Source organism: Burkholderia sp. Bp9015 (assembly GCF_003853505.1).
Taxonomy (GTDB): Bacteria; Pseudomonadota; Gammaproteobacteria; order Burkholderiales; family Burkholderiaceae; genus Burkholderia.
In genome coordinates, this window is sequence record NZ_QTPZ01000032.1 from 38,123 (window position 1) to 60,427 (window position 22,305).

The 22,305-nt window shown below is 68.2% G+C and carries 19 protein-coding genes; 14 read left to right on the forward strand and 5 right to left on the reverse strand.

Features of this window, described 5'->3' with window-relative positions; translation table 11 throughout:
- Nucleotides 1-24 precede the first annotated feature (24 nt).
- From DIE12_RS28280 to DIE12_RS28295, 3 genes are all read left to right on the forward strand, one after another.
- A complete protein-coding gene (locus DIE12_RS28280; RefSeq protein WP_044844127.1) occupies nucleotides 25-390 on the forward strand; it encodes a BON domain-containing protein in 366 nt (121 codons plus the stop codon).
- Between the two features lie 240 nt (nucleotides 391-630).
- Entirely contained in the window at nucleotides 631-2,721 is a 2,091-nt protein-coding gene (locus tag DIE12_RS28285; protein WP_124551404.1) for a D-(-)-3-hydroxybutyrate oligomer hydrolase, read from the forward strand.
- 611 nt (nucleotides 2,722-3,332) lie between these two features.
- The gene (locus tag DIE12_RS28295) at nucleotides 3,333-5,168 is read left to right on the forward strand and encodes a S10 family peptidase (RefSeq protein ID WP_124551405.1); all 1,836 of its coding nucleotides are present in this window, start codon (nucleotides 3,333-3,335) and stop codon (nucleotides 5,166-5,168) included.
- A gap of 373 nt (nucleotides 5,169-5,541) precedes the next feature.
- Here the strand turns inward: DIE12_RS28295 and DIE12_RS28300 are convergent, their stop codons facing one another.
- The 5 genes from DIE12_RS28300 to DIE12_RS28320 all read right to left on the reverse strand — a co-directional run bounded on the left by DIE12_RS28300 (nucleotide 5,542) and on the right by DIE12_RS28320 (nucleotide 10,975).
- A complete protein-coding gene (locus DIE12_RS28300; protein ID WP_124551406.1) occupies nucleotides 5,542-6,330 on the reverse strand; it encodes a sulfite exporter TauE/SafE family protein in 789 nt (262 codons plus the stop codon).
- Nucleotides 6,331-6,613: 283 nt separating this feature from the next.
- Nucleotides 6,614-8,053: a DHA2 family efflux MFS transporter permease subunit gene (locus DIE12_RS28305; RefSeq protein WP_124551407.1), complete on the reverse strand. Its 1,440-nt coding sequence runs from the start codon at nucleotides 8,051-8,053 to the stop codon at nucleotides 6,614-6,616.
- Between the two features lie 126 nt (nucleotides 8,054-8,179).
- Nucleotides 8,180-8,914 carry a DsbA family oxidoreductase gene (locus DIE12_RS28310; protein ID WP_124488730.1) on the reverse strand — a complete coding sequence of 245 codons (735 nt, stop codon included), beginning with the start codon at nucleotides 8,912-8,914 and terminating at the stop codon, nucleotides 8,180-8,182.
- Between the two features lie 307 nt (nucleotides 8,915-9,221).
- Nucleotides 9,222-10,016 (reverse strand): transcriptional regulator, encoded by a 795-nt coding sequence (locus tag DIE12_RS28315; protein WP_124551408.1) that lies wholly within the window; start codon nucleotides 10,014-10,016, stop codon nucleotides 9,222-9,224.
- Complete coding sequence (locus DIE12_RS28320) at nucleotides 10,013-10,975, reverse strand: ornithine cyclodeaminase family protein (RefSeq protein ID WP_124551409.1); 963 nt, start codon at nucleotides 10,973-10,975, stop codon at nucleotides 10,013-10,015. Before DIE12_RS28320 ends, DIE12_RS28315 begins: the two co-directional genes overlap by 4 nt.
- A 380-nt stretch (nucleotides 10,976-11,355) precedes the next feature.
- On the opposite strand from DIE12_RS28320, the gene DIE12_RS28325 reads away from it, so the two are divergent.
- The 11 genes from DIE12_RS28325 to groL all read left to right on the forward strand — a co-directional run bounded on the left by DIE12_RS28325 (nucleotide 11,356) and on the right by groL (nucleotide 22,200).
- The gene (locus tag DIE12_RS28325) at nucleotides 11,356-12,135 is read left to right on the forward strand and encodes an ABC transporter substrate-binding protein (protein WP_124522832.1); all 780 of its coding nucleotides are present in this window, start codon (nucleotides 11,356-11,358) and stop codon (nucleotides 12,133-12,135) included.
- Nucleotides 12,136-12,202: 67 nt separating this feature from the next.
- Nucleotides 12,203-13,447, forward strand: a complete 1,245-nt coding sequence (locus DIE12_RS28330) for an FAD-binding oxidoreductase (RefSeq protein ID WP_124551410.1) — start codon at nucleotides 12,203-12,205, stop codon at nucleotides 13,445-13,447.
- A gap of 479 nt (nucleotides 13,448-13,926) precedes the next feature.
- The gene (locus DIE12_RS28340; protein ID WP_124551411.1) at nucleotides 13,927-16,248 is read left to right on the forward strand and encodes a hypothetical protein; all 2,322 of its coding nucleotides are present in this window, start codon (nucleotides 13,927-13,929) and stop codon (nucleotides 16,246-16,248) included.
- Between the two features lie 277 nt (nucleotides 16,249-16,525).
- Nucleotides 16,526-16,885: a hypothetical protein gene (locus DIE12_RS28345; RefSeq protein WP_124488735.1), complete on the forward strand. Its 360-nt coding sequence runs from the start codon at nucleotides 16,526-16,528 to the stop codon at nucleotides 16,883-16,885.
- Between the two features lie 46 nt (nucleotides 16,886-16,931).
- Nucleotides 16,932-17,447, forward strand: coding sequence for a sigma-70 family RNA polymerase sigma factor (locus DIE12_RS28350; protein ID WP_044846302.1), 516 nt, complete (start codon nucleotides 16,932-16,934; stop codon nucleotides 17,445-17,447).
- On the forward strand, nucleotides 17,447-18,232 hold the full coding sequence (locus DIE12_RS28355; RefSeq protein ID WP_409364554.1) for an anti-sigma factor family protein: 786 nt from the start codon (nucleotides 17,447-17,449) through the stop codon (nucleotides 18,230-18,232). Before DIE12_RS28350 ends, DIE12_RS28355 begins: the two co-directional genes overlap by 1 nt.
- A gap of 28 nt (nucleotides 18,233-18,260) precedes the next feature.
- Nucleotides 18,261-18,674, forward strand: coding sequence for a quinol oxidase (locus DIE12_RS28360; protein ID WP_124523360.1), 414 nt, complete (start codon nucleotides 18,261-18,263; stop codon nucleotides 18,672-18,674).
- On the forward strand, nucleotides 18,671-19,303 hold the full coding sequence (locus tag DIE12_RS28365) for a membrane protein (protein WP_044846300.1): 633 nt from the start codon (nucleotides 18,671-18,673) through the stop codon (nucleotides 19,301-19,303). Before DIE12_RS28360 ends, DIE12_RS28365 begins: the two co-directional genes overlap by 4 nt.
- A gap of 33 nt (nucleotides 19,304-19,336) precedes the next feature.
- Nucleotides 19,337-19,846, forward strand: coding sequence for an SRPBCC family protein (locus DIE12_RS28370; protein WP_124551413.1), 510 nt, complete (start codon nucleotides 19,337-19,339; stop codon nucleotides 19,844-19,846).
- A 373-nt stretch (nucleotides 19,847-20,219) separates the two neighbouring features.
- Complete coding sequence (groES, locus tag DIE12_RS28375) at nucleotides 20,220-20,513, forward strand: co-chaperone GroES (protein WP_014897904.1); 294 nt, start codon at nucleotides 20,220-20,222, stop codon at nucleotides 20,511-20,513.
- 46 nt (nucleotides 20,514-20,559) lie between these two features.
- The gene (gene groL / locus DIE12_RS28380; RefSeq protein WP_044846298.1) at nucleotides 20,560-22,200 is read left to right on the forward strand and encodes a chaperonin GroEL; all 1,641 of its coding nucleotides are present in this window, start codon (nucleotides 20,560-20,562) and stop codon (nucleotides 22,198-22,200) included.
- Nucleotides 22,201-22,305 lie beyond the last annotated feature (105 nt).

Below are 22,305 nucleotides of genomic sequence, written 5' to 3' on the forward strand. Positions count from 1 at the left end.
GTTCCGGAGTTACAAGGAGATAGCATGAAGTCGATCGTGTTGAGAGCGTTGGGTGTTGCGGCCGTGGCGGCCTGTCTGACGGGCAGCGTGTACGCGCAGTCGAGCGATGCGGCGGCGACCGAAGCGCCGGCCGCGGCAGCGAGCTCGCCGAAGGCGGCGGCCAAGACCGCGAAGAAGGCCAACCGCCAGCTCGGCTATGCGGTGCGCAAGGCCATTACGAAGGCAGGCGGCATCGACGTGGCGAACATCGTCGTGCGCTCGAAGGGCGGCGCGATCTCGCTGGAGGGCACGGTGCCCGACCAGGCACAGATCGACAAGGCGGAAGAGGCGGCGAAGGGCGTGAAGGGCGTGACGTCGGTCACGAACAAGCTGACGGTTCAGCAGCAATGATGCCGGGCGGCGGCGCGCCAGCGCCGCGCGCCCGCTTTCATGCGGGCCCCGGCGTGCCGGGGCCCGTTTGCACTTTTGAATGCCCCCCGGGCCCGCCGCTTCGCGCCAGGCCCCCGAGCGGGCGTCCCCAAGGAAACTTCCTTCGGGGCGGAAAACCTGGGGCGGCCCGGCGTTTTCCCGACAGGCCGCGAGCCGGGCACGACGCAGCGGCGCACCGATAACGATATCGAGAGGGCGGCAATGACAACGCACGGGTGGGGCAGTCGGATTCTTTGGGGCGCGGCGCTGGTCGCGATCACGATGCTCGGCGCCTGCAACGGCGACGAGTCGTCCGAACGCAACCGGCTGCCCGGCTTCGTGTCCGGCAGCGTGCGCACCACCGCCTACGACGGTACGAGCGACGACCTGCTGACGGCCGGTCTCGGCAAGACGGGCCTCGCCACCGCCACCGCGCCGGCGTTCGCGAATCCGTCGCGGCCGACGAGCGCCGAGCTGCGCCGGCTTGCGATCTGGTCGAACTACCGCGCACTCGTCGACATGAGCGCCAATGGCGGCTACGGCCGCTTCTGGGGACCGAACGTCGACCTCGACGGCAACGACACGCTCGGCGAAGGCAAGATTCCCGGCACCGAATATCTCGCGTATTCCGACGACGGCAGCGGCCGCAAGAACGTGACGCTGCTCGTGCAGGTGCCCGCGAGCTTCGATCCCGCACAGCCGTGCATCGTCACCGCGACGTCGTCCGGTTCGCGCGGCGTGTACGGCGCGATCTCGGCGGCCGGCGAGTGGGGCCTCAAGCGCGGCTGTGCAGTCGCGTACAACGACAAGGGCGGCGGCAACGGCGCGCACGAGCTCGGCACCGACACGATCACGCTGATCGACGGCACGCTCGCCGACGCGGTGCTCGCCGGCAATGCGAGTCTCTTTACCGCCAATGTGACGAGCAGCGACCTGGCCGCGTTCAACAGCCGATTCCCGAACCGCTACGCGTTCAAGCACGCGCATTCGCAACAGAATCCCGAGCAGGACTGGGGGCACGCGACGCTGCAGGCGGTCGAATTCGCGTACTGGGCGCTCAACGAACAGTTCGGGCCGCTCGTCGACGGCTCGCATCACGGCGTGCGCTACCGCCCGGGCGACATCACGACGATCGCCGCGTCCGTCAGCAACGGCGGCGGCGCGGCGCTCGCGGCGGCCGAGCAGGACACGCGCCGCTGGATTACCGCGGTCGTGGTCGGCGAGCCGCAAGTCAACGTGCGGATGGCGCCGAACGCGGTCGTGCGCGAGGGCGGCCAGCCGGTGCCGTCGTTCGGCCGGCCGCTGGCCGACTACGCGACGCTCGCGAACCTGCTGGAGCCGTGTGCGGCCGCGTCGTCGTCGCTCGCGGGCGCGCCGTACCTGAGCGCGCTGCCGGCCGCCACCACGCAGTCGATCCGCACGCAGCGCTGCGCGACGCTCGCCGCGGCCGGGTTCGTGTCGGGGGCCGATACGCAGAGCCAGGCCGCCGACGCGCTCGCGCAACTGCACGCGGCCGGCTATCTCGCGGATTCCGACCTGCTGCAGGCGCCGATGTGGGATTCGCAGGCGATTCCGGCGATCGCGGTCACCTATGCGAACGCGTACACGCGCTCGCGCGTGACCGACAACCTGTGCAATTTCAGCTTCGCGACCACCAATGCGGCGACGGGCGCGGTGGCGCCGCCCGCCGCCTCGCCGATGCCGGCCGTGTTCGGCCTCGGCAACGGCGTGCCGCCGACGGCAGGCGTCAATCTCGTGTTCCACACCGGCGCGGGTGTCGACCACCGGCTCGCGACGCCCGACGCGAGTTTCGCGGGCGCGCTGTGCCTGCGCCAGCTGTGGACCAACGGGATGCTCGACATGCCGGCGAACGTCGATGCGGTGCGCGTGAACGCGAACCTGCAGGGCAAGCCGGCGATCATCGTGCAGGGCCGCAGCGACGCGCTCGTGCCCGTGAATCACGCGTCGCGCGCGTACGTCGCGCAGAACGGCATCAGTGAAGGCGGCCGCAGCCAGCTCGTGTTCTACGAGGTGACGAACGGGCAGCACTTCGATGCGTTCCTGCCCGTCGCGGGCTTCGACACGCGCTTCGTGCCGGTCCACTACTACAACCTGCAGGCGCTGAACCTGATGTGGCGGCATCTGAAGAACGGCGCCGCGCTGCCGCCGTCACAGGTGGTCCGCACGCTGCCGCGCGGCGGCACGCCGGGCGCCGCGCCGGCGCTGACGAGCGCGAACCTGCCGCCGATCTCGGCGTCCCCCGGCGCGAACGCGATCACGGCCGGCGCGGGCGCGATCGATGTGCCGCTCTGACGGCACCCGCCCCACCGCGATACGGAAGCCGGACGCTCGTCCGGCTTTTTTATTTTCAGCGTCTGGAATCGGTCCCGCATTGCCCTTGGTCCGAATGGCATGCGCTGTAACAAATTATCGCTTTACGGCGGAAAATCCGGAATCTATTATGCGCCGATATTTTAACTTAATTTAATAAATTCACGTAAAGACAATATTCCTTTCCGTATAGTTAATCGATCCTTTCGATTTTATTAAATCGGCTCGAGTTGCGGTTGGTCGCCCTTTCGCGATTGACCGGCATTTCGCCGAGGGAATCGTTCGTCTGTTCGAAGCGAAGGCGCCTTGTCTGGCGGCCTTTGTGGTGGGTGCTTTTGCTTGTGGGTTCTCGCGCGTGCGGATGGCGAGGGCGAATTCGCAGTGCCGCACATTATTGAATCGTCGTTTGCAATGGAATTGATTCCATTGTGCGATCGCGGAATATGGGTGGGGTAAATCATGCCGGTCGGTATTTGCCGATGCGGTAAAAAACTCGGGGTGCATCGCAAAACGAATGCGCTCCCGGTGCGGAGCGCCGGCGCAAATGATCCTTTGCGACCGGCGGTATTTATCGTTCTGTTCGAGAGGCAATAATGACGACACTGAAGTCCTTGAAAGACGGTTTCGCGCTATTTGGAACGACGCTGAGCGTGCCGCTCGCCGCAGCCGCGGCCGCGGCGCTGCTCGTCACGGGATGCGGCGGCGACGACGGGTCGGGCCCGACCGCCGCCACCGCGGCAGCCGCGACGACGTCGAACGGCAGCACGTCGGCCAGCACCAATGCAACGGCCGCCGTCCCGGCCGACCAGCCGTACGTCGACAACGACGTGTACGGCACCGGGCCGAACGACGCGGTCACGGATTCGACCGAAGGGGCCGCGGTCGTGCACCGCCAGGTCACGATCGGCGGCAAGACCGTCCAGTACACGGCCACCACCGGCCACCTGACCACGATCGACCCGATCACGTCGGCGCCGAACGCGAAGATGTTCTACGTCGCGTACACGCAGGACAACCCGGACTCGTCGAAGCCGCGCCCGGTCACGTTCTTCTACAACGGCGGCCCCGGCTCGTCGTCGGTCTACCTGCTGCTCGGCTCGTACGGGCCGAAGCGCCTGCAGTCGTCGTTCCCGAACTTCACGCCGCCGGCCCCGTACAAGCTGCTCGACAACCCGGACAGCCTGCTCGACCGTACCGACCTCGTGTTCATCAACCCGGTCGGCACCGGCTACTCGGCGGCGATCGCCCCGGCGAAGAACAAGGATTTCTGGGGCACCGACCAGGACGCGCGCTCGATCGACCGCTTCATCCAGCGCTACCTGACCAAGTACTCGCGCTGGAACTCGCCGAAGTTCCTGTACGGCGAGTCGTACGGCACCGCGCGCAGCGCGGTCGTGTCATGGGTGCTGCATGAGGACGGCATCGACCTGAACGGGATCACGCTGCAGTCGTCGATCCTCGACTATGCGAATGCGCTGTCCGCGCCGGGTACCTTCCCGACGCTCGCGGCCGACGCGTTCTACTGGAAGAAGACGACGCTCAACCCGACGCCGACCGATCTCGACGCATACATGGTGCAGGCCCGCAACTACGCGGACAACACGCTCGCGCCGCTCGCGCAGAAGCCGAACCCGCAGGACGGCGGCTTCGTGAACGTGCGGCTGAACCTGAACCTGCAGACCGCGCAGCAGATGGGTTCGTACATCGGCACGGATCCGACGTCGCTGATCCAGACGTTCGGCAACCCGGCCGCGCTCGGCAACGTGCCGTCGTCGGACGACAACCCGCCGTACACGTTCTTCCTGACGCTCGTGCCGGGCACGCAGATCGGCGAGTACGACGGTCGCGCGAACTTCACGGGCAAGGGCATCGCGCCGTACATCCTGCCGAACTCGGGCAGCAACGATCCGTCGATCACGAACGTCGGCGGCGCGTACACGGTGCTGTGGAACAGCTACATCAACACCGACCTCAAGTACACGTCGACGTCGTCGTTCGTGGACCTGAACGACCAGGTCTTCAACAACTGGGACTTCAGCCACACCGACCCGACCGGCGCGAACCGGGGCGGCGGCAATACGCTGTACACGGCCGGCGACCTGGCGGCGACGATGAGCGTGAACCCGGACCTGAAGGTGCTGTCGGCGAACGGCTATTTCGATGCGGTCACGCCGTTCCACCAGACCGAGCTGACGCTCGCGCAGATGCCGCTCGATCCGACGCTCAAGGCGCAGAACCTGACGGTCAAGAACTATCCGTCGGGCCACATGATCTACCTGAACGACGCGTCGCGGACCGCGCTGAAGGGCGACCTCGGCAACTTCTACGACGGGATCCTCGCGAACCGTACCGCGCTGCAGCGCGTGCTGAAACTGCAGGCGCGTACGCAACAGATGAAGCAGCAACAGTTGAAGCAGCAGGGGCAGTAAGGATCGCGAGCGACTTGCGCTGCCCGGCCGTGGGCCGGGCGGCCCGAGTTCGCGAGGCCCCGGATGGACGACAGCCCGATCGGCGCAGGCCGGTCGGGCTGTTTTTTGCGGCGGGGTGCCGGCGTCGCGTGCTGGCCGGTCATGCATCACATCGCGCATGTGGCTCGCGATGCTGTGATCTTCCACGGTGCCCGTGAGTCGTCGACCGACGGGGCATTGTCGGATCCGCGTGAGATTCGCAGCGGCTTGATCCTCGAAAGGGGATGCACGTCCCTGTATCGAGGGAAATTCTCCACCGACAAATCGTGCCGATCTGTTTCGTCAGGGGCGGGAAGTCGGCGATGTCTGCCGTGGCGGGCGGCAGCCGCGCCGCTTACGCGAGCACGAGCCGCACGCCGACCGCGACGAGCGTCGAGGCGAGCAGGTTGCGCAGCAGCCGCTCGGGCGCGCGCGCCGACAGCAGGCTGCCGAGCACGATGCCGGGCAGCGAGCCGAGCAGCAGCGACAGCAGCATCGACCAGTCGACGGAGCCGAGCAGCCAGTGGCCCATGCCGGCGACGAGCGTGAGCGGCACCGCGTGCGCGATGTCGGAGCCGACGATGCGCGTGGTCGCGAGCAGCGGGTACAGCAGCAACAGCACGGTGACGCCGATCGCGCCGGCGCCGACCGACGTCATCGACACGAGCGCGCCGAGCACGGCGCCCGTCAGCACGGTCGACCAGAACGTGCGCGCGGGATTCGGCGGGAGCGGGTTGCGCGCGGCGAGCGCGGTCAACTGCGGGCGGAAGATCAGTGCGAGCGACGTGAGCAGCAGCGCGATGCCGAGCACCAGCTGGATCATTCGCGCGGTGCCGGGCGAGTTCATCCCGTGCGTGTGCAGCACCCACAGCGTGACGGCCGCGGCGGGGACGCTGCCGGCCGCGAGCCGGCCGGTGATGCGCCAGTCGATCGACCCCTTCAGTCCGTGGACGAGGGTGCCGGTGGCCTTGGTCGCGGCCGCGTACAGCAGGTCGGTGCCGACCGCCGTCGCGGGGTGGACGCCGAACAGCAGCACGAGGATCGGCGTCATCAGCGAACCGCCGCCGACGCCCGTCAGGCCGACGAGAACGCCGACGAACAGGCCGGACAGGGAGTACAGCAGATCGATATGGGGAAGCGACATCGGAAGCAGGCGGTTATGCGGCGTTCGGCGGCGGCGCGCGGCCGCGGCGCGCGCATCAAAGTCCGCCATTGTCGCAAAAGTGGCGCTTCGGTGTACGACTACGTTAAAAATCGGCCGGGAAGGCCCGCCGGACGGGCTGTTTCCGGCGGGTCAAACGAACGTTTGAACGGGCGCCGGGCCGGGCCGGGCGGGGTGGCGTGCCGGCGTTGCCGGGTTGCGACGCCGATGGCGGGCCATCGGGTGCGGCGGGGCGGAACTCTCCCCGATTCAGGCCGGACGGCCGTCAATGCATCGCGGGGCCGGCGCCCGCAACGGCCTCCTGGCGGCGGATGCGCAGCGCGAGGCCGAGCAGCCCGGCCGCGGCCGCAAATGCGGCGCCGACGGCGAACGCGGCGTGGTAACCGCCGTTCAGCGCGTCGAGCGGCGAGGCGTGTGCCGCCGCGAGCGCATCGGTGCGCGCGGCCGCGAGGCTCGCGAGCACGGCGAGGCCGAGCGCCCCGCCCATCATGAACGCGGTGTTGACGATGCCCGACGCGAGCCCCGAATCGGCCGGATCGACGTCGCTCATCGCGGCGAGCAGCACCGGATTGAACGCGACGCCCGCGCCGATGCCGAGCAGCGTCATGCCCGGCAGAACGTGCCAGACGAAGTTGCCGTCGGCCGGCGCGCGCGCGAACAGCGCGAGGCCGCACGCCGCGATCAGCAGGCCGGCGGCGATCGGGCCGCGGATGCCGAAACGCATCACGATCCGCGCCGACAGCCCGAGCGAGAACGCGGCCATGATCAGGTTCGCCGGCAGGAACGCGAGCCCGACCTGCAGCGGTCCGTAGCCGAGCACGCGCTGCATGTAGAGCGCGGACAGGAAGAACCACGCGAACATCGCGGCCGCCCACAGCACGCCGATCACGTTCGCGAGCGCGACGTTGCGCGCGGCGAACAGCGTGAGCGGCATCAGCGGATGCGCGACGCGCGCCTCGATCGCGACGAACAGCGCGAGCAGCACGACGGCCGCACCGATCAGCACGACGGTTTGCGTAGACAGCCAGCCGGCCTCGTTGCCGCCGACGATCCCGTAGACCGCGAGCATCAGCGACGCGGTCACGGTGATCGCGCCCGCGACGTCGAGCCGCGCGGCGCCGGCCGGCGCGCGCAGGCGCGGCAGCAGCGCGACGCACATCGCATAGACGGCGATGCCGATCGGCAGGTTGACGAGGAAGATCCAGTGCCACGACAGCGTGCTCGTCAAGAGCCCGCCGAGCAGCACGCCGATGCTGCCGCCGCCCGCGCAGACGAAACCGTAGACGCCCATCGCGCGCGCCCGTTCGCCCGGCTCGGTGAACAGGTTCATGATCAGCGACAGCGACACGGCCGACACGATCGCGCCGCCGAAGCCCTGCACCGCGCGCGCGGCGATCAGCATCGTCTGCGATTGCGCGAGGCCGCAGGCGAGCGACGCGAGCGTGAACACGACGAGGCCCGCGAGGAACATGCGCCGCTGGCCGTACAGGTCGCCGAGCCGGCCGCCGAGCAGCAGGCAGCCGCCGAACGTCAGCAGGTAGGCGTTGACGACCCACACGAGGGCCGTCTCGGTGAAATGGAGGTCGGTGCTGATCGACGGCAGTGCAACGTTTACGATCGTGCTGTCGAGCACGATCATCAGCACGCCGAGGCAGAGGACGATCAGCGCGTACCAGCGCTTCTCGCCGTGGATCCCGTGGGTCATGGCTGGCAGCCTTCTCTCTGATAGTTATTTGAAAGGCTGAATTGTAGACGTCGTTCGCGTGCGCTTCCTGCCGGTTTGTGGCAGGAGCGACGCGTAGCGGCAGCGCGTGTCGCGCGGCGCCGGACGTTATCCGCGCGGCGGGAGTTCGCAGCCGTCGGGGCCGCAAGCGGCGGCGTCGTCGCCGGCGAATTCGACGATGGCGCCGTCGCGCCATGCCTGCTCGAGCGCCTGCGCGAACACGTCGGCCGGCTGCGCACCCGATACCGCGTAGCGGCCGCCGAACACGAACAGCGGCACGCCGCGTCCGCCGATCTGCGCGGCGCGCGCGATGTCGGCCTCGACTTCGTCACGGTATGCATCGCTGCGCAGCACGGCTTCGACGGCCGAGCGCTCGAGCCCCGCTTCGACCGCGAAGTCGATCAGCGCCGCATGGTCGAACAGCGAGCCGTGCTCGCAGAAATAGGCGCGGTACAGGCGCTCGGTCAGCGCATGGGCGCGGCCGGTGGCTTCCGCGAGCTTCACGAGCCGATGGCCGTCGAGCGTGTCGCCGACGAACGTGCCGGGCAGGTCGTAGCTCAGCCCGACGCTCGCTGCCGCGTCGGTCACCTGGCGCAACATCTGGTCGACCTGCGCGGGCGACATCCGGTACTTGCCCGCGAGCATCGCCTCCACCGGTTCGACCGGCTGGCCCGGCATCAGCCGGTACGCACGCAACGCGACGTCGACGTGCTCCGCGTGCGCGAATGCTGCGAGCGCCTCGTCGAAGCGGCGCTTGCCGATCCAGCACCACGGGCAGATCAGGTCGGACCAGATTTCGACGGTCAGGATCGGGCGGGCAGTCGGGGCGGGGGTGGTCGTCATGGGCGGTCCGGGGCGGCAAATAAATGTAACCGGGACTATAGCATTTTGTGCTTCGACGCTTTGATGCTTCGATGCTTCGCCGTGGGCTGGCCCGCGTGGAACGGGCCGGCCCCTGACGTATCACGAAGCATAGTCACGGACCGCGCGAACCGGTAGCGGGGCTGATGTCAGTGATGGTGAACGGTGAAGGCGGCAAGCTTGGCGACCAAGCGACCAAGCGACCAAGCGACCAAGCGACCAAGCGACCAAGCAACCAAGCAACCAAGCAACCAAGCGACCAAGCAACCACGCCCGCAGCACAGGTCGCTCACACGTCGCCCTGCGTTTCCTTCAGATGCTTCAGGTGCTTGTAGACGGTCGCGCGCCCCATCCCGAGCACGTTCGCGACGTAGTTCGCGGCGCTCTTGCCGCGGAACGCGCCTTCCGCATAAAGCGCCTCGACGAGCTCGCGCCGGTGCTCGCGCGTGAGGCCGTTCAGGCCGACCTGCCGCTCGCGCAGCCAGCCGTGCAGGAACGTGTTGATGCGCTCCTGCCAGTCGTCGCGGAACAGCTCGTCCGGTTGCGCGACGATGCCCGCGCCCTTGATGAACACGTCGAGCGTCGCGCGGACGTCGTCGAACACCGCGATGTTGAAGTTGATGCACATCATCCCGGCCGGCCGGCCTTCGTCGTCGAACAGCACGTTGCTCACGCAACGCATGCGCCGGCCGTCCCAGTTCAGTTTCTCGTACGGGCCGATCACGCGCTCGCGCGCCGAATGATCGATTTCCTCGAGCGCCGAATCGTCGCCGACCTCGCGCTTCGACAGGTTGTTCGCGAGGTACAGCACGGTCTGGTCGTGCAGGTCGTGGATCACGACTTCCGCGTACGGGAAGAACAGCGCCGCGATGCCGTCGGCGATCGGTGCGTAGCGGGTGAGCAGCAGGTCTTTGACGGGGGATTGCTTCTTGCGCATCGGAATCGCCATCTCGGGTGAGCGGGGGCCGGGCGGTGCGTCGGCACGGCGCGCCGGCGTGCCGTCGACCGGCTCGCCCGTGCGCCCCCGCGCTGCCGCCGCGGCGGTTGCGCCATTGTATCGGCCCCGCGCGCGCGTGCTGCTCATGCGCGCGTCAGATGCATGTACAGCGCGTGTGCGATCGCGATGTCCTCGAGCCCGAGGCCGATCGAGCGGAAGAACGCGTGACGCGTGCGCGACGGCGCCGCGCAGGTGCCTGCGACGAGCGCGGGCAGGTCGCCGACGATCCGCTCGGGCGTCCAGCCGTGCCCGGCCGCCGCGATCTGCATCTCGCCCGCGCTCGCGGGCGTCGTGTGCCGGTAGTCGCAGTACACGTCCATGTCGGGCAACCATGCGGGCGGGATCTCGTGCGCGCGCGCGACGTTGGTGCTGATCGAGGTGACGAGCGCGGGGCGCGTGAGCATGCCGTCGGCGAGCACCGGCGTGCCCGACGACGTGCACAGCATCACGACGTCCGCGTCGCGCACGCACGCCTCGACGCTGGCGGCCGCACGGGCGCGCGAATCGATCCGCGCGAGCGTCGCCTGCAGCGCCGGGTCGCCGGCGAGCGCGGGCGAATGGACGCTGATCGATGCCCAGTCGCGCAATGCCGCCGTATGGCGCAGATGCGCGAGGCCCACCGCGCCCGCGCCGATCACGGCGAGCCGGCGCGCATCGCGCGGCGCGAGGCAGTCGACCGCGAGCGCCGTCGTGCCGGCCGTGCGCTCGACCGTCAGCAGCCCCGCGTCGCACCACATCAGCGGCTGGCCGGTGCGCATCGACATCAGCGCGGTCCACGCCGTGACGATCGGTTTGCCGCCCGTCACGACGTATGGCGACAGCTTCGCGCCGAACACTTGCTCGTCGGCGAGTGCGCCGAGATACGTGATGAAATCGCCGGCCTGCTCGGGGAACAGCGTGAGGGTTTGCGGCGGCTGCACCGCGCGGGCCGACGCGAGCGACGCGAACATGCGGCGCAGCGTGCCGAGCACGTCGAGCGACGGCAGCGCCGCGCGCACCGCGGCTTCGTCGACGGTCAGTGGCAGGGTCGGGGCGGGTTGCGTCATGGAACTTCTCCGGTCGGGGCCGGACAGGACAGTCTCGAAAACGGGCGTCCGGCGGTGTTTGTGATGGATTAAAAGTCTAATATAGACAAAAGAAGTCGGGTGAATTTTTCTTTTCGGAGCTGGCCCGAGCCGCTGTCAGTCGAAAAAACGTCGATGAATCAAAGGCATTTTGCGTAATCGACGGAATCTCGATGGGCAGCAGCGAGGCCGCGATTATCGTATCCCCTATAGTCTATAGTAGACTAATAGTCTATATTTCACATGCGGACCGGCATGTTGCCGCCCGGCGGCCGGCATGCATCGCATGCCGATCCGGCGCCCGGCGACGGCGTCGCGCGAACGGTCTTCATCGCCTCAATCCGGAATCGAAGGACATCGTCATGAACTGGAAGCTTTCCCTCTGCGCCGTCGCGGCGCTTGCGTGTGCGGCCGTCACCGCCCACGCGGAACAGACCACGCTGCGCTTCGGGATCGAAGCCGCCTATCCGCCGTTCGAGAGCAAGACGCCGGCCGGCCAGCTGCAGGGTTTCGACGTCGACGTCGGCAATGCCGTCTGCGCGAAGCTGAACATGAAGTGCGTGTGGGTCGAGAATGCGTTCGACGGGCTGATCCCGGCGCTGCAGGCGCGCAAGTTCGACGCGATCAATTCGGCGATGAACATCACCGCGAAGCGCAAGCAGAGCATCGATTTCACGCCGGCGATCTACGTGGTGCCGATCGTGATGGTCGCGCACCGCGGCTCGCCGCTGCGGCCCGATGCCGCGAGCCTGCGCGGCAAGCACGTCGGCGTGCTGCAGGGCTCGTCGCAGGAGGATTTCCTGAAGGCGCACTGGGCCAATGCGGGCGTGGACGTCGTGTCGTATCAGGACCAGGACCAGATCTATGCCGATCTCGTCGCCGGCCGTCTCGACGCGGCCGTGCAGGAAGCGCAGACCGCGCAGGACGGTTTCCTCGACAAGCCGGCCGGCCGCGACTACCAGATCGTCGGCGAGCCGCTGAAGGATCCCGCGACGCTCGGCGAAGGCACCGGCTTCGGGTTGCGCAAGGGCGACAAGGCGCTGCAGGCGAAGATCGTCGGCGCGCTCGACGCGCTGAAGAAGGACGGCACGCTGAGCGCGCTGTCGCAGAAGTATTTCAAGCGCGACATCGTCGCGAAGTAAGCCAGGCCGCGCGCCGGCCGCGGTGCCGGCGCGCGTCGCACCGAATCTCGACGCAGTACGGGGAAGCATGGATTTCGACGTCATCGTTCTGGGGGCCGGCATCGTCGGCGTGTCGTCGGCGCTGCATCTGCAGGATCGCGGGCTGCGTGTCGCGCTCGTCGACCGGCGCGCGCCCGGCGAGGAAACGAGCCACGGCAATGCGGGGCTGATCGAGCGCTCGTCGGTCGTGCCGTACGCGTTCCCGCGCCGGCTCGGCACGCTGCTGCGCTACGCACGCAACCGCTCGGTCGATCTCTATTGGGACTACAAAGCATTGCCCGCGTATGCGGGCTGGCTTGCGCGTTTCTGGCGCGAATCGTCGCCGCAGCGGCTCGCGGCCGCCGCACGCGACATGCTGCCGCTCGTCGCGGCGAGCGTCGTCGAGCACGACGCGCTGATCGCGCGCACCGACGCGCAGCCGCTCGTGCATGACGGCGGGTGGATCGAGGCGTTCCGTTCGCCCGCGCTGTTCGACGCGGAAACGCGCGCGCAGCAGCGAGTGGCCGACGCGCATGGGTTGCGGATGACTGTGCTCGACGCGCGCGCGTTGCGCGAACGCGAGCCCGGCATCGGCGACGCGTTCTGCGGCGCATTCCACTGGCAGGACCCGAAGACGGTGTCGAGCCCCGGCGGCCTCACGAAGGCGTACGCGCGGCTGTTCGAGCGCGACGGCGGCACGTTCGTGCGCGGCGACGCGACGACGCTCGCGCAGGTGCGCGACGGCTGGCAGGTCGATACCGAGCATGGGCCGATTGCGGCCCGTTCGGCCGTGGTTGCGCTCGGGCCGTGGTCCGATCACGTGTTCGCGCCGCTCGGCTACCGGATTCCGCTGCGCGCGAAGCGCGGCTATCACATGCATTACCGGCCGACCCGCGCGCCGCTGAACGTGCCCGTGTGCGATACCGAGGAGGGTTTCGTCGTCGCGCCGATGGAAGGCGGCCGCCTGCGGCTTACGACCGGCGTCGAGATCGCGTTGCGCGGCGCGCCGCCGACCGGCGTGCAGCTCGCGCGTGCCGAGCCGCTGGCGCGCGACGCGTTCGGCATCGGCGAGCGGCTCGATCCGACGCCGTGGCTCGGGATGCGGCCGTGCACGCCCGACATGCGGCCCGTGATCGGGCCTGCGCCGCGCCATCGTCATCTGTGGTTCGCGTTCGGCCACTGTCACCACGGGCTCACGCTCGGCCCCGCGACCGGGCGTCTGCTCGCCGAGATGATGACGGGCGCGCCGACCTTCATCGATCCCCATCCGTACCGGCCCGCGCGCTTCGGCTGAACCCGTTGCGATACGACGGCCGCCGCGTGTGCGGCCGTCACAGTTTTTCATTCGGCTGTCCGTATTGAGTGAAGTCTTGCAGCCGGAAATGATCTGCGCAATTGACCGGAAAGAAATCGCGAAATAAGCAAAACAGAAAACGCGCGATTTATTAATGCATTTTCATGAAGATGAAATGCGAAGCAGGCGGTCCGTCCGGGCCATCCGGCGACGTTTCGCAACGGACGTTCCGATGTGACCCGGGATGTACCGGAACACGTTACTTCCGGCCTCGCAAACGTTACGTTACATCCGCGCTCCCGACACATTTATCGTCAGATGATTGCGGCTGCGCGACCCGTTTATTTACCCGGAAATCCATATAAAACCGTTATTGGCTTGCAATAGGCCAACGAATCAATCCGTTTTATCCGGATGGCACACTTCGTGCAATCGATCCCCATGCTTTATCAACGTAGTGCCAACGAGATGGGGTAAGGATGAGACAAAACTTTAAATTGACGGGTGTGGCGCTGTCGGTCACGACGGTGTTCGGGGTACTGGTTTCCGGTTCGGCTGTCGCCGGGCCGCTCGATGCGCTGCCGATTCCGCAAGTCGTCGTGAATCCGCCGACCAACAGCGTATCGATCGGGTTGGCCGCGACCGGCACGTCGCCGCTGGGTTCGGTCACCGTTGCGACGGGTGGGGCCGGCGCGATTCAGACGTCGCTGGGCAATCCGGCGCAGGCGTTGTCGGGCGCGGTGAACGCGCTGCAGGGCGCGCTCGGCGGCGGTGGCGGCGCGGTGACGCCCCTCGCGCCGGTACAAGGCGTGGTGAACCAGGTGACGGGAGCGCTCGGTGGCGGCAACCCGGCCGGTGCGTTGAGCGGCGCGCTGAATACGGCGACGGGGACGTTGAGCAATGCGGTCGGCACGGTGACGGGCGGGCTGGGTAACGTCGGCGGCGGTGCGAATCCGCTGGCGCCGGTTCAAGGTGTCGTCAATCAAGTGACGGGGGCGCTCGGTGGTGGCAACCCGGCCGGCGCGCTGACCGGCGCGCTCAATACGGCGACGGGTACGCTGAGTAACGGAATCGGTACGGTGACGGGCGCACTGGGCAACGTCGGTGGCGGTACGAATCCGCTCGCGCCGGTTCAGGGCGTGGTGAATCAAGTAACGGGTGCGCTTGGCGGCGGCAACCCGGCCGGCGCACTGACCGGCGCTCTCGGCACGGTGACGGGTGCACTCGGCAACGTTGGCGGCGGCAACCCGGCCGGCGCGCTGACCGGCGCTCTCGGCACGGTGACGGGTGCGCTCGGCAGCGTTGGCGGCGGCAACCCGGCCGGCGCACTGACCGGCGCCCTCGGCACGGTGACGGGTGCACTCGGCAACGTCGGCGGCGGCAACCCGGCCGGCGCACTGACCGGCGCTCTCGGCACGGTGACGGGTGCGCTCGGCAGCGTCGGCGGCGGCAACCCGGCCGGCGCACTGACCGGCGCTCTCGGCACGGTGACGGGTGCACTCGGCAATGTCGGCGGCGGCAACCCGGCCGGCGCGCTGACCGGCGCCCTCGGCACGGTGACGGGTGCACTCGGCAACGTTGGCGGCACGAACCCGCTGGCGCCGATCCAGAACGTCGTCGACCAGGTCACGGGCACGCTGGGCAGCGGCAATCCGGCTGGTGCGCTGAGCAACGCGGTCAATACGATCACGGGTACGCTCGGCAACATCGGTGGCGCGTCGAGCCCGCTGGCCCCGGTGCAAGGCGCCGTCACGCAACTCGCCGGCACGCTCGGCAATGGCAACCCGGCCAGCGCACTGACGGACGCTGTGAACTCGGTGACGGGCGCGCTCGGCAGCCTCGGCGGCACGAACCCGCTGGCGCCGGTACAAGGCGTCGTGAACCAGGTCGTCGGCACGCTATCGGGCGCCGGCGGCGGCAGCCCGATCGCGCCGATCACGAACCTCGTCAGCGGCCTGCAAAACGCGCTGCCGACGGGCGGCAACCCGGCCGGCGCACTGGGCAACGCGGTCAACTCGGTCACGGGCGCACTCGGCAACCTCGGCGGCACGAACCCGCTGGCGCCGCTACAGGGCGTCGTGAACCAGGTCGTCGGCACGCTCGGCGGCAGCAACCCGGCCGGCGCACTGGGCAACGCGGTCAGCTCGGTGACGGGCGCACTCGGCAACCTCGGCGGCACGAACCCGCTGGCCCCGGTACAGGGCGTCGTGAACCAGGTGGTCGGTACGCTCGGCGGCAGCAACCCGGCCGGCGCACTGAGCAACGCGGTCAGTTCGGTGACGGGCGCACTCGGCAGCCTCGGCGGCACGAACCCGCTGGCGCCGGTGCAGGGCGTCGTGAACCAGGTCGTCGGCACGCTGTCGGGCGCAGGCGGCAGCAGCCCGATCGCGCCGATCACGAACCTCGTCAGCGGCCTGACCGGCGGCAGCAACCCGGCCGCCGCGCTGACCGGTGCGCTCGGTTCGGTGACGGGTGCCCTGGCGAACGGTCCGGCGGCCCTCGGGCAGGCGGCCGGCGCGTTGTCGGGCGCGGCCGGTTCGACGGCTGCAGCGGGCGGCAGCCTGCTCGGCTCGGGCGCGAGCGCGGCGGGCAGCACGGCGGGGGCAGCCGGTTCGCTGCTGTCGACGGGCGGCAACGCGACGGCGACGGTCGTCAATGCGGCCGGCACGACGCTGGGCACGGCGCTGGGTTCCACGCCGAGCCTGTCGGTCACGCCGCACTCGGGCAACAACTCGGCGAACAATCCGCTCGCACCGGTGTCGACGCTGCTGCAGGCGGTGACGGGCGCATTGCCGAGGTAACCGGCCGGCGCGCGCGGCGACGGTTCATCGCCTGCCGCGCGCAACGGGTCGCACAACGCGGCATGACAGCAATGTCATGCCGCGTTTTTTTTGGGGCTCCCGGTCTGTCTCATGGGAGGAATGGCACTGAATTGCGGGGCGGAATGGAATAACCGGCCGGATTCGTCCGTTTACTTACCGAGTCGCGGCGCAGCCGGACAGCGGGATAATGGTCATGACGTAGTCGACGTCCCGTCCGGCGCCGCCGTGCCGCGATGCCATGCCAAGGAGAACGGGAATGAAGACGATGCTGTTCGCCATCGCGCTGATGGCCGCGATCGTGCGGCCCGCGGCCGCCGAGCCGCCGCAGGCCGGTGACGGGAAACTGGTCGACGAAGATCACATGACGCTGTACGTGTTCGATCACGACGCGCCGGGCAAGAGCACGTGCACCGGCACCTGCGCGGCCAACTGGCCGCCTGCGCTCGCCGACGGATACGACAAGGCGTCGGGCGCACTGAGCCTCGTCACGCGCGACGACGGCAAGAAGCAATGGGCGTACCGCGGCCGTCCGCTGTACCGCTGGAAGATGGACCACAAGGCCGGTGACGCGGGCGGTGACGGCGTCGGCGGCATGTGGCACGTTGCGCGCCCCTGAGAACGGACTGACGGGCTGACGGCGCGGCGACGCGCAAGGCATCCGGATGAGCTACGAATCGGACCTGCTGGTGTGGCTGCCGCATCTCACCCGGTATGCGCGCGCGCTGACGGGCGATCGGGCCTGGGCGGACGATCTCGTGCAGGACACGCTGGAACGCGCGCTGAACCGGCCGCCGCGTGACGGCGGCAACCTGCGCGCGTGGCTGCTGACGCTGCTGCGCCACCGCTTCATCGACCAGTTGCGCGCGCGGCGCGAGATCGCGGTCGACGATGCGACCGCGCCATGGCAGACGATGGCCGCGCCGAACGACGAGATCGGCGGCCTGCTGCTGCGCGACGTGCAGCGCGCGCTGTACCGGCTGCCGGTCGAGCAGCGCGAGGTGCTGCTGCTGGTCGCGCTCGAGGAGCTGAGTTACCGCGACGCCGCACAGGTGCTCGGCGTGCCGGTGGGGACGGTGATGTCGCGGCTGTCACGGGCGCGTGAACAGATGCGTGCGCTGTTGTCCGGCGAGCCGCCGGCGCACGGCGCGGCCGCGTTACGGGTGATCGGGAAGACATGATGGACGACGACGATCCGCGCAAACCTTCGAACGATCGGGACGATGTCGTGTCGGCCCAGCTGCTGTCGGCGCTGCTCGACGGCGAGCTGTCCGGGCAGGAGCGCCGCGAGGTGCTCGAGCGGCTGCGGTCCGATCCGCGGGAGGCCGACCGGTTCGCGCATTACGGCGCGCAGCGCGATGCGTTGCACGCGCTGTTCCCGCTGCCGGCTGCCGCACCCGCGCTGTTCGTGCAGCGGCGCGCGCCGCGCTGGCGTGGCCTTGCCTATGCGTTCGCGGGGCTGGCGGCCGGGCTGGTGATCGGCATCGCGCTGCACGCGGGCTGGACGACGTTCGGCGCCGAGCCGGCATTCGCCGCACGCGCGGACGTCGCTTACGCCGTGTACGCGACCGAGCGGGAGCATCCGGTCGAGGTCGACGCACGCGATCCGGCGCGTCTTGCCGCGTGGTTGTCCGCGCGTCTCGGGCGGCCCGTGCGCGCGCCGTCGCTCGACGAATACGGCTATGCATTGCTGGGCGGCCGGCTGCTGCCGGGCGACGAGGGGCCGGCGGCGCAACTCATGTACCAGCGCGCGGACGGCAAGCGCGTGACGCTCTACATGACGGCCTACGACGCGCGGCGTTTCGCGCCCCGGGCGATGTCGGCCGACGGCCGCCATACGTATTTCTGGTCGGATCGCGGCATGGGTTTTGCGCTCTCCGGGCGCGCCGACGAACGACGCCTGCGCGAGCTCGCGATCGAGGCATGCGGCGCGCTCGGCGGGCCGACCGACGCGTGGAAGGGGTGATGCACGCGGCATCCGCAGGGAGCCAATGATGAACGCGAAGGTGGCGATGGTGACGGTGGCGCTCGCGGCATGCGCCGGGCTCGCGCGGGCGGACGGCGATGCCCCGGTGCGCGTGCCGGTCGACGCCGACGGCGTGCAGCGGGTGGCGATCGTCGGCGGCAGCTATTTCTTTCGCCCGAACCACGTGATCGTCCGCGCGCATGTGCCGGTGGAACTGACCGTATCGGCCGAACCGGGCGTCGTGCCGCACAGTTTCGCGATCGACGCGCCGCAGGCCGGCATCGCGGTGCGCACCGAACTCGGCACGACGCCGCGCACGTTGCGCTTCACGCCGACGGCGCCCGGCCGCTTCGCCTACTATTGCACGCATCGGCTGCTGTTCTTGCGCAGTCATCGCGAGCGCGGAATGGAAGGCGTGCTCGACGTCGAGGCGGCGCCATGATCGCCGCGTTGCTGGCCGCGAGCCTGATAGGAGCGAGCATGACAGCCGATCCCGTGACCGTCGCGCAGACGCATTTCGACCAGGTCCACTCGTACCGTGCGACGATCCGCTCGTCGGCGCGAAGCGGCGAGCACGCCGAATTCCACTATGCGTACCTGAAACCCGGTTTCGTCCGGATGGACTTCGTGTCGCCGCATCACGGCGCGGTGCTCGCGTACGATCCCGGCGACGGCAAGGTCCGGCTGCGCCCGTTCGGCGAGCATGCGCTGCCCGCGCTGACGCTGTCGCCGTCCAATCCGCTCCTGCGCAATCGCAGCGGCCATCGCGTCGACCGGTCGGACGTCGGCGTGCTGCTGCGCAACGTGCATGCGCTGCAGCAGGGCGGTGCGACGGTGACGGAGGGCCAGGAAACCGTCGGCGGTCGCACCACGCTGCGCGTGTCGGTGACGGGCGCACCCGCGCACGTGGTCGACGGCGTGCATCGCTATCGTCTGTGGCTGGACACCGAGGACGGCTTTCCGCTGAAGGTGGTCAGCTTCGCGGACGACGACGGCGCGCCGCTCGAGACGGTCACGCTCGACGACGTCGAGATCGACGTCGCGTTTCCCGCCCGCTTTTTCGCACCCTGATCCCTGATCCCGACGACTTGTGCCGGAGGCTGCATGGCGGAATACCGGTTTTCGACGACATGGCGCGTGGACGCGTCGCTCGCGGCGGTCTGGGACGCGATCTACCAGGTCGATCGCTGGCCCGACTGGTGGAAGAGCGCCGTGCGGACCGTCGAGATCGAACCCGGCGATGCGCGCGGCGTCGGCGCGCTGCAGCGCTACACGTGGAAAGGCGCGTTGCCGTACCGGCTGACCTTCGACATGCGCGTGCTGCGCGTCGAGCGGCTGCATGCGCTCGAAGGCCGCGCGAGTGGCGCGATCGAAGGCGACGGTTGCTGGTCGTTCGCCGGCGACGGCACGCGCACCGTCGTGCGCTACGACTGGCACATCCGCACGCGCGAGCGCTGGATGAACTGGCTGGAGCCGGTCGCGCGCCCGCTGTTCGCCTGGAATCACGACGTCGTGATGCGCGAAGGCGCGAAAGGGCTCGCGCGCCGGCTGGGCGCGACGGTCGAGACTGACGGCCGGACGTTCCAGCCGGTCGCCGGCTGTCCGGACACGTGACGATCTCGCGGTCTGTCCCGGCCTCGTTGGCGTCCGAGCGGCCCTTTTCATGCGATACCGGACGACCGCGGGAACTCGGTGCCTGCCCCGTGTCAAATTGGGGCGATGGTCGGGATATCCCGTATCCCCGTCCGCTCCCGGTGTGCGGAGTTGATGTGTATGTGATTGTTTTGAATGGCCTTTTTTGATTTATCCCCGTTTTTCCGCCGTTCCGCCCCGCACGAAAAAACCTCCCGCTCCCCTTCTTGAATTTGTCAAAACCCGTCCATATAATTAGCACTCGCTGCACGAGAGTGCTAACAATTCTCTGCCGGGCGACCCGCCGGGCAGATTCCCTAAGCGTTCTTCAATCTCAGTCAAGAGAGGAGTGAATATGAACCTTCGTCCTTTGCACGATCGCGTGATCGTCAAGCGCCTGGATCAGGAAACCAAGACCGCCTCGGGCATCGTGATCCCCGAAGCTGCTGCTGAGAAGCCGGATCAAGGCGAGATCCTCGCGGTCGGCCCGGGCAAGCGCGACGACAAGGGCGCGGCGATCGCGCTCGACGTGAAGGTCGGCGATCGCGTGCTGTTCGGCAAGTACGCTGGTCAGACCGTCAAGGTCGACGGCCAGGAACTGCTGGTCATGCGTGAAGAAGACATCATGGCCGTGGTCAACGCGCAGTAAGCGTCCACCGACGGTACATATTCCCAAGAATTCAAGGAGTTAGAAGATGGCAGCTAAAGACGTCGTATTCGGCGATTCCGCCCGTTCGAAGATGGTCGAAGGCGTGAACATTCTCGCCAACGCAGTCAAGGTCACGCTGGGTCCGAAGGGCCGCAACGTCGTGCTCGAGCGCAGCTTCGGCGGCCCGACGGTCACCAAGGACGGTGTGTCGGTCGCGAAGGAAATCGAGCTGAAGGACAAGCTCCAGAACATGGGCGCGCAAATGGTCAAGGAAGTCGCTTCCAAGACCAGCGACAACGCAGGCGACGGCACGACGACGGCAACCGTCCTCGCGCAATCGATCGTTCGCGAAGGCATGAAGTACGTCGCATCGGGCATGAACCCGATGGACCTGAAGCGCGGCATCGACAAGGCAGTCGCAGCGGCTGTCGAAGAGCTGAAGAAGATCAGCAAGCCGTGCACGACGAACAAGGAAATCGCACAGGTCGGCTCGATCTCGGCGAACAGCGACACGTCGATCGGCGATCGCATCGCTGAAGCGATGGACAAGGTCGGCAAGGAAGGCGTGATCACCGTCGAAGACGGCAAGTCGCTGGCTGACGAACTCGACGTCGTCGAAGGCATGCAGTTCGACCGCGGCTACCTGTCGCCGTACTTCATCAACAACCCGGACAAGCAAGTCGCCGTCCTCGACAACCCGTTCGTGCTGCTGCACGACAAGAAGGTGTCGAACATCCGTGATCTGCTGCCGGTGCTCGAGCAAGTCGCGAAGGCTGGCCGTCCGCTGCTGATCATCGCTGAAGACGTCGAAGGCGAAGCGCTCGCAACGCTGGTCGTCAACAACATCCGCGGCATCCTGAAGACCGTTGCGGTCAAGGCGCCGGGCTTCGGCGATCGTCGCAAGGCGATGCTGGAAGACATCGCGATCCTGACCGGCGGTCAAGTCGTCGCGGAAGAAACCGGCCTGACGCTCGAGAAGGCAACGCTGGCAGAACTGGGCCAGGCGAAGCGCATCGAAGTGGGCAAGGAAAACACGACGATCATCGACGGCGCAGGCGAAGCCGTGAACATCGAAGCGCGCGTCAAGCAAGTTCGCACGCAAATCGAAGAAGCGACGTCGGACTACGACCGTGAAAAGCTGCAAGAGCGCGTGGCCAAGCTGGCCGGCGGCGTGGCAGTGATCAAGGTCGGTGCTGCGACCGAAGTCGAAATGAAGGAAAAGAAGGCACGTGTCGAAGACGCACTGCACGCAACGCGCGCAGCTGTGGAAGAAGGCATCGTGGCAGGCGGCGGCGTTGCGCTGATCCGCGCTCGCACCGCGATCGCAGGCCTGACCGGCGCGAACGCCGACCAGAACGCCGGCATCAAGATCGTGCTGCGCGCAATGGAAGAGCCGCTGCGCCAGATCGTCACGAACGGCGGCGAAGAAGCGAGCGTCGTGGTGGCGGCAGTGGCTGCAGGCACGGGCAACTACGGCTACAACGCAGCAACGGGCGAGTACGTCGACATGGTTGAAGCCGGCGTCGTCGACCCGACCAAGGTCACGCGCACCGCACTGCAGAACGCAGCTTCGGTTGCTGGCCTGCTGCTGACGACGGACGCAGCTGTCGCAGAACTGCCGAAGGAAGATGCACCGATGCCGGGCGGCATGCCGGGCGGCATGGGCGGCATGGGCATGGACATGTAATCGACTTCGGTCGATGGTGTCCGGGGCGCGCAGCGATGCGCGCTCCAGCCAAAGAAAAAGACCCGCAGCGATGCGGGTCTTTTTTATGTGCGCGCAAAAAGGGGC